This is a genomic window from Staphylococcus sp. CWZ226 (assembly GCF_018986355.1).
Classification (GTDB): domain Bacteria; phylum Bacillota; class Bacilli; order Staphylococcales; family Staphylococcaceae; genus Staphylococcus; species Staphylococcus simulans.
The window spans coordinates 96036-108926 of record NZ_JAHMSB010000002.1 but is presented as its reverse complement, the minus strand read 5'-3'; the positions used below and the strand labels follow the sequence as shown (position 1 = coordinate 108926).

Annotated in this window: 13 protein-coding genes; 5 read left to right on the top strand and 8 right to left on the bottom strand. The window is 36.5% G+C overall.

Annotated features, from left to right (window positions below):
* The first annotated feature begins 56 nt into the window (after positions 1-56).
* Positions 57-395: a DUF4889 domain-containing protein gene (locus KRR19_RS02175; RefSeq protein WP_002479714.1), complete on the top strand. Its 339-nt coding sequence runs from the start codon at positions 57-59 to the stop codon at positions 393-395.
* 119 nt (positions 396-514) lie between these two features.
* Here the strand turns inward: KRR19_RS02175 and KRR19_RS02170 are convergent, their stop codons facing one another.
* From KRR19_RS02170 to KRR19_RS02155, 4 genes are all read right to left on the bottom strand, one after another.
* Positions 515-1792 (bottom strand): cation:dicarboxylate symporter family transporter, encoded by a 1278-nt coding sequence (locus KRR19_RS02170; RefSeq protein WP_216733415.1) that lies wholly within the window; start codon positions 1790-1792, stop codon positions 515-517.
* Between the two features lie 172 nt (positions 1793-1964).
* Positions 1965-2867: an EamA family transporter gene (locus KRR19_RS02165; protein WP_002479716.1), complete on the bottom strand. Its 903-nt coding sequence runs from the start codon at positions 2865-2867 to the stop codon at positions 1965-1967.
* A 199-nt stretch (positions 2868-3066) separates the two neighbouring features.
* Positions 3067-3423, bottom strand: coding sequence for a DUF3139 domain-containing protein (locus KRR19_RS02160; protein WP_002479717.1), 357 nt, complete (start codon positions 3421-3423; stop codon positions 3067-3069).
* 125 nt (positions 3424-3548) lie between these two features.
* Positions 3549-4175, bottom strand: a complete 627-nt coding sequence (locus KRR19_RS02155; protein ID WP_156666775.1) for a nitroreductase family protein — start codon at positions 4173-4175, stop codon at positions 3549-3551.
* A gap of 168 nt (positions 4176-4343) precedes the next feature.
* Between KRR19_RS02155 and KRR19_RS02150 the strand changes: the two genes are divergently transcribed.
* A complete protein-coding gene (locus tag KRR19_RS02150) occupies positions 4344-4781 on the top strand; it encodes a MarR family winged helix-turn-helix transcriptional regulator (protein ID WP_002479719.1) in 438 nt (145 codons plus the stop codon).
* Positions 4782-4931: 150 nt separating this feature from the next.
* Positions 4932-5336, top strand: coding sequence for an Hsp20/alpha crystallin family protein (locus KRR19_RS02145; RefSeq protein WP_156666774.1), 405 nt, complete (start codon positions 4932-4934; stop codon positions 5334-5336).
* 123 nt (positions 5337-5459) lie between these two features.
* Here KRR19_RS02145 and KRR19_RS02140 read toward each other — a convergent pair whose 3' ends face one another.
* Together KRR19_RS02140 and KRR19_RS02135 are read right to left on the bottom strand one after the other, a co-directional pair.
* Positions 5460-6737: a hydroxymethylglutaryl-CoA reductase, degradative gene (locus KRR19_RS02140; RefSeq protein WP_070848144.1), complete on the bottom strand. Its 1278-nt coding sequence runs from the start codon at positions 6735-6737 to the stop codon at positions 5460-5462.
* Positions 6738-6742: 5 nt separating this feature from the next.
* On the bottom strand, positions 6743-7894 hold the full coding sequence (locus tag KRR19_RS02135; RefSeq protein ID WP_105978504.1) for a thiolase family protein: 1152 nt from the start codon (positions 7892-7894) through the stop codon (positions 6743-6745).
* Between the two features lie 111 nt (positions 7895-8005).
* On the opposite strand from KRR19_RS02135, the gene KRR19_RS02130 reads away from it, so the two are divergent.
* On the top strand, positions 8006-9175 hold the full coding sequence (locus KRR19_RS02130; protein ID WP_002479723.1) for a hydroxymethylglutaryl-CoA synthase: 1170 nt from the start codon (positions 8006-8008) through the stop codon (positions 9173-9175).
* A gap of 226 nt (positions 9176-9401) precedes the next feature.
* A complete protein-coding gene (locus tag KRR19_RS02125; protein ID WP_216733414.1) occupies positions 9402-10601 on the top strand; it encodes an FtsW/RodA/SpoVE family cell cycle protein in 1200 nt (399 codons plus the stop codon).
* Between the two features lie 136 nt (positions 10602-10737).
* Here KRR19_RS02125 and KRR19_RS02120 read toward each other — a convergent pair whose 3' ends face one another.
* On the bottom strand, positions 10738-11904 hold the full coding sequence (locus KRR19_RS02120; RefSeq protein ID WP_002479725.1) for a nitrate/nitrite transporter: 1167 nt from the start codon (positions 11902-11904) through the stop codon (positions 10738-10740).
* Between the two features lie 331 nt (positions 11905-12235).
* The gene (gene nreC / locus KRR19_RS02115; protein ID WP_031262458.1) at positions 12236-12889 is read right to left on the bottom strand and encodes a nitrate respiration regulation response regulator NreC; all 654 of its coding nucleotides are present in this window, start codon (positions 12887-12889) and stop codon (positions 12236-12238) included.
* Positions 12890-12891: the final 2 nt, after the last annotated feature.

The window sequence follows — 12891 nt, the reverse complement described above, 5'->3', positions numbered from 1 at the left end:
TTTTTTATCATTTTTCGGTATATCTATTAACAGATAAAGAAAGGAGTTTCACACATATGAAAAAGAATGGCAAAACATTAGGTATATCACTGATTGCGCTTTTAACAATCGCATGTATCGTATTAGTTATTATGATCTTTGCTTCTGGCGAAAAAGAAACATATTACGGGATTATGAAAGATAATCAAACGGTTGAAAAAATGATCAGTGAAAAAGATAATCACATTGAGAAGAATGTTAAAGTTGATTCTGACGATCAATTTAAGCCTAAAAAAGGCGACTTTGTGGTACTTGTTAAAAAAGTAGGTACTGATGAGTTCAGTAAGAAAAAAGTGGTAGAACATGATGATATTCCACATGGTTTAATGATGAAGATTCATGATATGCATCATTAAGCATACGAAAACACCGACGTTTTTACGCCGGTGTTTTTTTTAATAGTTTTATAAATATTATGTCAGAAAATTTAAATTTAGAGTCAGGTTTTAACAACCTCTCTATACGTGTGTATTGCTTAAATAGATTTTAAGTAGTCTTCAGATTTTTGTTTATCGAAGACATTTTCCCATTTCGCAATAACGACTGTTGATAATGCGTTACCGACTACGTTAACGCATGTACGAACCATATCTAGAATACGGTCCACACCGATGATTAATGCAAGACCGGCTGCTGGTAAGCCCATAGAACCTAATGTTGTTAAAAGTACAACGATTGAAGTTCCCGGCACCGCTGCCATACCTTTTGATGTAATCATCAATGTAAAGATTAATACAAGTTGTTCACCTAAACTTAAGTGAATACCATACATTTGTGCAACGAACAATGCGGCGATTGATTGATACAGTGCTGAACCATCTAAGTTGAATGTGTAGCCGATTGGAATTACAAATGATGTCACGTCTCTCGGAGAACCGAAGTTTTCCATTTTTTTCATCATAACTGGCAATACTGCTTCTGAACTTGAAGTTGAGAATGCCAATAAAATTTCACTTTTCAATACTTTTATAATATCAAATACACTGATGCCGCATAATTTAGCTACAATGCCCAATACTACTACTACAAAGAAGACCATTGCGCCGATAACAACAGCCACTAATTTCAATAGTGGAACCAATGCTGAAGCACCAAATGTCATAATTGTTACACAAATAAATGCGAATACGCCTAGAGGCGCGAGTTTCAAGATTTTATTGATCATCCAGAATGTCGCTTCTAACACTCCGCTTAAGAAAGCTTTAACAGGCTCTCCTTTTTCTCCGATAGCTGCAATTCCTAATCCAAAGAATACAGCGAAGAAGATAATCGGAAGCAATTCGCCTTTAGCTAATGCTTCGAAAAAGTTCGTCGGAATGATATTAACAATGGTATCAATAAAATGATTGCCATATGTAGAATGTTCAGCTGCATGTGCTGATGATTCATATTTAATAATATCACCTTTTGGTAATTTGTTCGGATCTAGTCCCGTCCCCGGTTTAAAGATATTCGCGAACAAAACACCTAATGCAATTGCGATAGTTGTAATCACTTCAAAGTAAATAATTGTTTTAAGTCCATAACGTCCAACTGTTTTAGATTCACCTACACCTGAAATAGATAAGGCAAGCGAACAGAAAACGACTGGAATAACAATCATTTTAATTAAGTTTAAAAATATATCACCAAGCGGTTGTATATAATTCGCGATGTCTTTTTGTCCATAAAGCAATAGTCCTACAACAACACCAAGAACAAGCGCGATCATAACCTGCACTGGTAAACTTATTTTTCTCTTAAATATAGCCATTGATGCATCTCCCCTTTTTCTGACATTGTTTAATTATATCAGAAAATAAATAATTAGGATAGAAAAATTTAAAACTTCAAGATGATTTTACACTAAATGTTTAAAATTATATTAAATAACAGTGTAAAATAACATATTTTGAAGCAATTATCTTTCTATCCTAATTATACCGCTAGTCTTTGACGACTGCTAAGAAGATTACCATTAATACGATTAATGCGACACCCATAACTTGCCAAGCACCGAATGATACGCCTAACCATACAACAGATAATAAAATCGCTGTTAACGGTTCGATCGTACCAAGTACACTGGCTTCTTGCGGGAATAAGAATTTCAAACTGGAAATAAATAGCCAGAATGCAAACATCGTACCAATAATCACTGAAATGAATAAATACACAATGACTTTTACATCCCAATTTGATGTATCAACTTTCCAAATCGGATGTAAGAAGTTTAAGAATATACCTGCGATTAACATCGCCCAACCTACAACATTGACCGTTCCCCACTTAGCAAGCAATTGTACGGGGAAGATGGTATAGAAGGCCATCGCAAAAGCTGACATTACACCCCAAATAATTGCTGGCATCGGAACAGATAATGTTGCAAGCGAACCATTCGTTAATAGAAAGAATGTACCACTCAGTGCCAATGTGACTGCGATACCTTCTTTCCATCTGAAACGGATGACTTTAGCTGCAACTAAATACAAGATAATAATGACAGGACCTAAATATTGGAGCAACGTCGCTACTGCTGCGTTACCATAATGAATGGTCGCCATAAAGCAGTATTGCACACCTAACATACCAATGAGTGAGTAAATAAATAATTTGAGCGTATCTTTTTTATCTGCCCAAATGGTGATTGTCTTCTTACCTTCTAAAAAGAATGACATTATAACTAAAAGTAATCCAGATACTAATAAACGAACACCCACGAACCACGTGACCGGTAATTGTTTATTTTCAAACAACCATTGTGATACTGTACCGCCGACGCCCCAGAAGATAGAGCCAATAATCACGAGTACAAAGCCCGGCCAACGTTTTTGATTTCTGTGTGTCATGCCGTCCCTCCTATCATGTTTTTTCTCTATGCTGATACTAAAGGTGTTATATCCATTTTTGATGATAATAATCAATTTTTGATAAGTTGTGATAGAGTTTTCATACTCACACAACTATCCTTGTAACGCAAATAAGACACTAAACACTATTCATTGTGTTTAATGTCTTAATCACATTTATTCTAACATACTTAATCGGTTATTTAAGCTTATAATTGTCATCAAAGAAATTATGTTTAGCTTTTTTGATATGCTTTCTTGTTTGCGTATCAAATGCTTGTGCGAATAATCCCTTTGAAGTCCCCATCGGTTGAATCACATACGTTAATTGCGGTTCATCTTTAAAGACAACCTCTTTATAATAAACGCCGTCTTTCGCATTGAATTTTTTCTTTTCTGATTTGATATCATCTTGTAATTGATGTTCAGCAATATACTGATCCACCAATTTTAAATTTTGCTTACCTTGATAGGTTTTCAAACCAAAGAAGAATACTGTTGCGATAATTAAGGAACCGATAATAATTAAAATCAAATGAAAAACTTTTTTACTCATAGCCAGACTCCTTTAGCCTTTAAACTTCATCCATATAAAAATATATTATCTATATAATTATGAATGAAGTTTCCCTTACTTGTCACACGTTTAATTATATTGTAACAAATTTGTCGATGATTACATTAGAAATAACGTCTGAAAGCATCTACATCTAAACGATACGTATGATGTGCTGCTTGATCTGCCTTACCTACAGCAACCACCATTACTGGAACATAGCGTTCAGGATCTAAACCTAAAATAGAAGCAATATTTTCTCTATCGAAACCGCCGATTGGATTAGTATCATAGCCATGCGCTTTAGCGACAAGCATGAACTGCATCGCAAACAAGCTGCAGTCGATATTTACGATAGATGTCATTTGCGGCAAGCTTAACCCTTTATAAAATGGTAGAAACTTAGATAATAAGTCATCTTTAGTTTCTTGAGGCATATAGCCTTTATCAACGTTACCTTGATAGATTTGTTCACCATACTCGTAGTTGCGTAAATCACCAAAAATAACAACCATCGCTGCAGATGTATCGTTTTGTCTTGTATTGAATTGCATAGCAGGACGGATTTTCTCTTTACCTTCTTCACTATCTACTACAACAACTCGCCATGGCTGCATATTAATTGAAGAAGGTGCTAGTGCTGCTTTCCCTAACATTTCATCCATTTCTTCATGTGAAATCTTCACATTCGGGTCATAAACCTTTACTGATTTACGTGCTCTCAGCACATCATCAAACCATTGTTTTTCCATTATATTTTTTGCTCCTTTTTCTATTATGTTTATTTTTCGAACAAAACGGAATCTATTTGAATATTTTCATACTACAAAGTTTAAACATAGTAAATTATAGGCACGAAATTTATTCTTGACAAGTGATTGCGTTCATAATATCGTTATTTTAAATAAGGAGTGATTTAATTGCATGAACCTAACAACTTTTTAGATAAACAATTATGTTTTTTATTCTATGTGTCGTCTAAAGAGATAATTAAGCGTTACACCCCGCATCTTAAGAAATATGGGCTGACATATACTGGCTATATTGTTCTACTCGCTATAGAAGACGATGAATCTATCAACATCAAATCTTTAGGGGAAAGATTATATTTAGATTCTGGAACATTAACACCTATGATTAAAAAGTTAGAAAAACAAGGGCTTGTTAAACGTCTTAGACAGCCATCAGACGAAAGAAATCTCCTTGTCTCTTTAACTGAAGAAGGTGTTAACACTCGCCACGAAATCTCACATATTGCGATGGAAGTTTTCAATGATTTAGACATTTCAATGGAAGATGCGAAAACAATTAAATCTATCCTATCGAAATTTATCGTTAATAACTTTTCTGAAGCCTAACACTACAATCCTCTGATTATCTATCAGCTCCTGGACGTGATATAATTAAAGTCAGAACTCGCTGAATATTCAGTAAGATTGCCTTACAAGAATTCGGGTATGAATGACTAAAGCGAGCTTTAATTAAACAATGAAAAGGAGCGATTTTATATGCCTTTCGAAAGTAAACCCACTGACATTTTCAAAGAATTCGGACGCCAATTTATAGATCAAATCCCAACAGTAAACGCTGTAAAAACAGATATTAAAGAAAAAGATAACCAATATATTGTTGAAGCAGATTTACCAGGATTTGATAAAAAGAATATCAACCTTTCTTATAATGAAGGTACACTGAAAATCAGCGCAAAACGCTCAATTGAAAGTCGTACTGAAAATGAAGAAGGTCGCGTAATCCAAAGAGAACGTAGCACTGACAGTGTCAGCCGTGAATTCTCTTTCAGTAATATCGACAGCGACAAGATTTCAGCATCTTACAAAGATGGTGTCTTAACTGTTGTATTGCCTAAGAAAGATGAACAAGACATAGCGGGTTCTAATATCACAATCGATTAATAATTATTTTTCGCAGCATTCCTTTAAGGGATGCTGTTTTTTTACGTCAAAAAAGCGAGTCCTCTTTAAGAACCCGCTTCTCTTATCAAAATGACATCTCATATTGATTTATAACATTTATTTTTAGTTACTACGTAATTCAGCTAACAATTTTTCCGCTTCAGCCATATTCGCAGTGTCTGCTTGTTTTAAAGCATCGGCTACCTGTTCAATTTCGTTACCTTTCGCACCTGCGACAATCGCCAATGATTTATACTGCAGACTCATATGACCTTCTTGAATACCTTCAGATACTAAAGCACGACACGCTGAGAAGTTTTGAGCCAAGCCGACTGCGGCTGCAACTTCACCTAATTCTTGTGCAGAATCCACATGCAAGATTTCTTGTGCTAAACGTGCAATCGGAACCACTTTTGTACCGCCGCCGACAGTTGCGAGTGTCATCGGAATTTCAATCGTTCCTCTTAAACGACCTTTATCTTCTAAGTACTCCCATTTTGTCATACTGCGATACTGTCCTTCTTTACATGCATATGCGTGTGCGCTGGCTTCAGCACTGCGTGTGTCATTGCCTGTTGCTAATACTACTGCATGAATACCATTCATAACACCTTTATTATGTGTCACTGCACGGTATGGATCGACATAAGCTAAAACTGAAGCAGCTTCCAAACGTTTCGCAACTGTTTCACCGCTCATCTCACCACGTGCTAAAGCTGAAACATCAATTTCTCCTGAGACGCGCACAAGTGACGCTGTAGCGTGATTAGACAAAATACTCATTAGGACATTGATTTCTGGCCATTCGCCTTTCAGGAAGCCAGAAATGCCTTCTAAGATGGTATTCATCATATTAGCACCCATCGCATCTTTCGTATCAACATAAACTTTTAAAGAAACCAGTTGTTCTTTTTCAAAGGTATCGACATCAATTTTACGATAACCGCCGCCACGTTTTAAAATCGATGGATAACTTGCATCTGCGACTTGATGAATTTGTGATTCTTTCTCAATTAATTGTTCAGCTAATTGTGCTGGATCTTCTACTTCCATAAAGACAATTTGTCCAATCATCAAACGTTCACTCGATTCTACTTTGAATCCGCCAGTTTGATTGACTAACTTCGAACCATAACTTGCGGCAGCTACGACTGATGGTTCTTCTACCATCATCGGCACCGCATAATGTTTACCGTCTACAATAATGTCTGGTAATAATCCGACAGGCAATGCACCTTGTGTAATCACATTTTCAATCAGACTATCAGCCACTTCTTCAGAAAGCAGCGGTATATCTAACAATTCTTGATGACTTTCTTGTGAAATCCAACCATTGTCTTCTAAACGCTGTAATTTATCTTGACGTGATAAGTGTCTGAAATCTTTCCCCAATGCTTTCATGTTGCTTACTCTCCTTTTTCAACTTCTAATGCGATACCTAAACCGCCGCCGATACATGCTGTTGCAATACCGTTGTGTTTATTTTCTTGATGCAGTTCATGAACTAATGATGTCACTAAACGTGCCCCTGAAGCACCGATTGGATGACCGATTGCGACTGCGCCGCCATAGATGTTCAATTTCTCATCTGGAATGTTCAAATTCTCTTTAACCGCAATACTTTGAACTGAAAATGCTTCTGTCATTTCTACTAAATCAATATCATCAATTGTTTGATTTGTTTTCTCTAATAATTTAGATACAGCATAGTAAGGTGCGATACCCATAATTTCAGGATCACAACCGACTTCTGCGTAATCACCTAAAATTCCCATAATTTCATAGCCGTTTTCACGCGCATAGTCTGCATCCATTAAGATTAAGGCTGATGCACCGTCATTGATACTTGAAGCATTTCCTGCTGTTACTGTACCGTCTTCTTTGAAGATAGTATCTAAAGTCGCAAGTTTTTCTACATTACTGTTACCACGGATACCTTCGTCCATTGTCATTTCTTCGCCATCTGCATCTGTTAATGGAATCATTTCTGCTTGGTATTTACCAGCTTGAGATGCTTCGTACGCTTTTTGATGTGAATTGACCGCAAACGCGTCTTGTTGTTCACGTGTCACTTCATATTTTTCCGCAATACGTTCAGCCGTAATCCCCATCGGTACATTTTCAAACGCATCTGTCAAACCGTCATGCATAAAGCTTGGTACAGGTTTTTCTTGTCCAGGTAATACCAGTTTCGGTGCATTTGTCATACTTTCAACACCGCCAACTGCGACAACTTTTGCTTCCCCTAATTGAATCAGTTGTTTACCTAAGATTACAGCTTTTAAACCAGAACCGCATACTTCGTTGATAGTCATTCCAGGAGTTGATGTCGGCAATCCGGCATTCACCAAGATTTGACGTGCTGGATTCTGACCGTTGCCTGCTTGCAATACGTTACCAAAAATTACATTCTCGATTTTATCTTTCGGCAGATTGATAGCATCAATTGCTGCTTCTAAAGCGATGGTGCCAAGTTGTACTGCAGAATAATCTCTTAATTTCCCTCTGAATTTTCCTACTGGTGTACGTTTTGCACTAACAATTGCGATTTTGCTCATAATTTAGTCTCCTTTTTTATCACTAGCTACTAATTTAAAATTGTATTTTTGTACCCTCTTTTGATATGATTTAAAGTGATTTAACATATCAAGAAAGGATGTTGGTTATTTATGACAATTGGTATCGACCAACTTAATTTTTATATTCCGAACTTTTACGTAGATATGGCTGATTTAGCCGAAGCACGCAATGTAGATCCAAACAAGTTTCTGATTGGTATCGGTCAGACTGAAATGGCTGTAAGCCCAGTCAGTCAAGACATTGTAACAATGGGTGCGAACGCTGCTCAACCTATCTTGACAGAACAAGACAAGAAAGATATTACGATGGTTATTGTCGCAACTGAATCAGCAATTGATTCAGCGAAAGCGTCTGCTGTACAGATTCATCATCTACTAGGAATTCAACCTTTTGCACGCTGTTTCGAAATGAAAGAAGCATGCTATGCAGCGACTCCTGCGATTCAAATGGCAAAAGATTATTTAGTACCACGTCCTAATGAAAAAGTATTAGTTATCGCAAGTGATACTGCGCGTTACGGACTTAACAGTGGCGGTGAACCGACACAAGGTGCTGGTGCAGTCGCTATGGTAATCAGTCATAACCCGCGTATTGCTGAGTTGCATGATGATTCAGTTGCATTTACAGAAGACGTTTACGATTTCTGGAGACCATCTGGTGAAATTTATCCGCTTGTTGACGGTAAATTATCTAAAGATGCTTATATCCATTCTTTCCAAGAAAGTTGGAACGAGTACGCGAAACGTTATCATAAATCATTGTCTGACTTTGCTGCGTTATGCTTCCATGTACCATTCACAAAGATGGGTCAAAAAGCACTTGATTCTATTTTAACAGATACAGCCTCAGAAGATACACAAGCAAGATTAAATGACAGTTACAAATCTGCTACGGATTATAACCGCTATGTCGGAAATATCTATACAGGTTCACTTTATTTAAGCTTGATTTCTTTACTTGAAAACCATGATTTAAATAGCGGAGACCGTATCGGTCTATTCAGCTATGGTTCTGGTTCAGTAGGTGAATTCTTCACAGCTACACTTGCAGACGGCTTCAAAGACGCACTTGATGTTGAAGCACATCAAGCAATGTTGAAAAACCGAAAAGCATTATCTGTTGAAGAGTACGAATCATTCTTCAAACGCTTCGACAACCTTGAATTTGATGCTGAAACTGAGTTAGCAGTTGAACCAAAAGGCAACTTCTACCTTAAAGAAATCTCAGACAACATTCGTTACTATGATACCGTAAAATAATAGATAAAGCTTGTGTGAAGCAATGCTTGATTTGGAAGTCTTGAAGTCATTTCAAGGCTTCTTTTTTTATTTGTACATACTCTATTTTTTAATTTGTGTTTCATTCAATTTTCTTTTACCTATAAAAGGTGGATAGTTGTAAACAAAATCTATATAATAGATATTTAATGCATTATATTTCACATCGCGTTTAAGGAAAAACAGACAATCGTAGAGGTGACTAGAATTGAAGAAATTTCTCAGAGCGTTGCGTAACGCAACTAAAGGTGTGGATCTGAGTTTGATCATAACCTTTATCCTGCTTGGTTTTATTGGGATTGTCATGGTTTATAGTGCTAGTATGGTACCCGCTTCAAAAGGTTCTTTAACAGGCGGCTACCCTGTCGCAAGCAACCATTTCATGAAACGCCAAGCTATTTATTTCGTGATTGGACTTATCATAATCTTTTTCTCTCTTTTTGTCAGAATCGATTTCTTTAAATCTCCAAATGTTCAATTGGTCATGTTGTTAGTTACCTTTGGACTTTTAGCTTTAACCTTATTAATAGGTAAAGAAATCAACGGTTCCAAAAACTGGCTGAACTTAGGATTTTTCAGTCTCCAATCTTCCGAGTTTTTAAAACTCGCTTCTATATTTTATTTCTCATACATCATTGATCGACGATTAAGCAGACAGCGTGACTATCAAATTAATCATTTAATTCCACCGTTACTCTTATTAGGCTTTGGTCTGGTCCTTGTACTCTTACAAGGTGACTTAGGCGGAACCATGTTAACCGTCGTCATTATAGGATGCGTTTTACTTTATTCTGATATCAAGAATAAAATTAAAGTGCAAATCTTCGGTATCGCACTCTTGCCTGTAGCAATGTATCTGATTTATACATTACTCTTTGATACGAAGAACATTTACAGAATCAAACGTATTGCTGTTTTCTTAAATCCTTTCAAATATGAAAATAATGAAGGGTATCAGCTGACAAGTGCTTTAATTTCAATCGGTAATGGCGGTTTATTCGGTAAAGGACTCGGCAATGGAGTTTCAAAACTTGGGTACCTGCCAGAGCCGCATACAGACTTTATTTTCACTGTCTTGTCTGAAGAGTTAGGCTTAATCGGGGTACTGATTGTATTAGGACTCTATGGACTCATTGTGGTGAAAAGTTTAATCTATGCTAACCGTACTTCAAATCACTTCTACAAGCTGATATGTATCGGTATCGGCAGTTACATCTTTATCCAAGCCTTCGTTAATATCGGCGGTGTTTCAGGTACCATTCCTTTAACAGGTGTAACCTTACCGTTGCTCAGCTATGGCGGTTCATCGATGTTAAGTGTCAGTATTGCATTTGCAGCATTGATTATGACGACACGTAAAATTAATCGTGAACGTACCGCACACACTAAACTTCAAGCAATTAAATAACATTCAAAGCAGGACAAGTGTAGGTCTATCACCTTTCTCTTGTCCTGCTTTTTAATATGACTAAGGACCACTAACATTCATCTATTAGTGGTCCATACGTCTTCAATATTTACATGTTCATTCATCCATACCGTTCTTATTTAGCTGCAAGCGAACGGTTTCTCTTGCCTAAATGCCACATCGTGATAAACGCAATCACTCCGAATAATGCTAAGAAGATGAAAGCTAAGTGGCTTGTTCCTGTTAAGCTTGTCACATACGTAATCACTAATGGTGGGAAGAATCCTCCAAGACCACCCATCATTGATACGATACCGTTTGCGACACCTGCTTCTTTGTGGAAGTAATGCGGTACTAATTTGAATACTAAACCGTTACCGATACCTGCACATGCACTGATTGTTAAGCATCCAATTGTAAATAATAAGATACCATCAGAAATACCTAATAAGACAGCACCGATAATCATAATAATAAAGTCGACTTTTAATGCCATCACCGCATCAATTTTGTCCCCGATGATACCACCAAGCGGTCTAAGTAATGTCGCAATCGCGATAAAGACCCCTGCTCTGATTCCTGCGTCTACTGAAGTCAAATTAAAATGATCAACTAAGTATTTAGGTAAGAAGATACCAAATGCTACGAAAGAACCGAACGTAATGAAATACCATAAGCTTAAGTAATATAAACGTAAGTCTTTTAATAAATCTTTCGCTTGTGCTACAAATGGAACCTTAACTTTAGGTTCTTTAGCATCTCCTAAGAAGAACATTATGATTGCGAATACTGCCATTAAGATTAAGTATAATCTCACTGTTGATTGCCAACCGATAACACCTGCTAATGGTGGTGCTAAGAATGAAGATACGGCTGTCCCTAAGTTACCCATACCGTAAATACCATTCGCTAAACCAACTTTTTCTTTAGGGAAATATTTAGGTAATGACGTTACCCCAACTGAGAAAGTCGCACCTGCTACCCCTAAGAAGAAGCCTGCAATCATTAACATGTTAACTGATGTTGCTGAACTTAATAAAAAGATAGGTACTAATAGAATAATAAAACTTGCGAAGAAGACCCATTTTGCGCCAATAACGTTTGTTAAATAACCGAATGGGATACGAAGAATAGATCCTAAAATAACTGGTATTGCAAGTACAATTGAAACTTGTCCGCTCGTAATTTTAATGTCTTCTGAAATCAGCGGCATCAATGGTGCAATGATACTCCATACCATGAAGCCGGCAACCAAACTCAACGTTTGGATGGTTAACTGTAAACCGCCTCTAGATTTGTTCATTTTTTTCACCCTAACATTACATTTTCATATCATATTTAATAAGAGCAGCAGTATCCCCCTGATGTGTTTTTTGAGTCGAAGTTATTTTATTCATCAGTTAAAGATACTGCTTACACTTAATAGTGTATTATTTAGGTGAATTATTGAACATAAGGGCATTCCCTTAAAACATTCTGCTTTTCCCTAATCCCTCTATTTTAGTTAAAATCAGCATGTTAAAGGCTTTTTTCATCACAATTTTTTCACATATTAGTCACATACTATTCAAATTGTTCGACTTTAAATTAAAAAAAGAACTCATCTATTTTGATGAGTTCAATGTCATTCCTATTTAAAAATCAAGCAATTTTTTCTTTAAGGCATACTCCACTAATTCTGGTTTAGATTTTAATTCTAACTTCTGCATAATATGTGTTTTATGTGCTTCTACAGTTTTCACTGAAATAAATAATTTTTCTGCGATGTCTTTATTTCCATAACCTTTGGCAATTAAAGGCAATACTTCTAACTCGCGTTTAGATAAAATGCGAAACGGATCATTCGTATTTTTGCCATCTTGGTCAGAATTATTCACAAATTCATTGACCAATGATGTCGTCATTTTAGGGTCAATATAAGTGTCGCCGCGATAAACCGTACGCACTGCTGAAATTAATTGTTCATCTGGTGCGTTCTTTAAAATATAGCCTTTCGCGCCATTTCTTAAGACATGGAACAGATATTCATCATCATCATACATCGTTAAAATAAGTATTTTTGTTTCAGGAAAACTTTCCATAATTTTACTTGTCGCAATCAAACCTGACTCCCCTGGCGGCATGCTTAAATCCATAATTAACACGTCAGGGCGATGCTGCATCACTTTTTGGTATGCTTCAACACCCTCAGCAGCAGTATCTACGACTTCCATATCTTCTTGGAAATTCAAGATCATAGAGAAGCCCGTTCTCACCACTGCGTGATCATCTGCAATAACAATTCTCAACA

Excerpts from the sequence above, each read along its gene's own strand:
- KRR19_RS02175 (WP_002479714.1), top strand. The coding sequence starts at position 57 with ATGAAAAAGAATGGCAAAACATTAGGTATATCACTGATTGCGCTTTTA.
- KRR19_RS02170 (WP_216733415.1), bottom strand. The coding sequence starts at position 1,792 with ATGGCTATATTTAAGAGAAAAATAAGTTTACCAGTGCAGGTTATGATC.
- KRR19_RS02165 (WP_002479716.1), bottom strand. The coding sequence starts at position 2,867 with ATGACACACAGAAATCAAAAACGTTGGCCGGGCTTTGTACTCGTGATT.
- KRR19_RS02160 (WP_002479717.1), bottom strand. The coding sequence starts at position 3,423 with ATGAGTAAAAAAGTTTTTCATTTGATTTTAATTATTATCGGTTCCTTA.
- KRR19_RS02155 (WP_156666775.1), bottom strand. The coding sequence starts at position 4,175 with ATGGAAAAACAATGGTTTGATGATGTGCTGAGAGCACGTAAATCAGTA.
- KRR19_RS02145 (WP_156666774.1), top strand. The coding sequence starts at position 4,932 with ATGCCTTTCGAAAGTAAACCCACTGACATTTTCAAAGAATTCGGACGC.
- KRR19_RS02140 (WP_070848144.1), bottom strand. The coding sequence starts at position 6,737 with ATGAAAGCATTGGGGAAAGATTTCAGACACTTATCACGTCAAGATAAA.
- KRR19_RS02135 (WP_105978504.1), bottom strand. The coding sequence starts at position 7,894 with ATGAGCAAAATCGCAATTGTTAGTGCAAAACGTACACCAGTAGGAAAA.
- KRR19_RS02130 (WP_002479723.1), top strand. The coding sequence starts at position 8,006 with ATGACAATTGGTATCGACCAACTTAATTTTTATATTCCGAACTTTTAC.
- KRR19_RS02120 (WP_002479725.1), bottom strand. The coding sequence starts at position 11,904 with ATGAACAAATCTAGAGGCGGTTTACAGTTAACCATCCAAACGTTGAGT.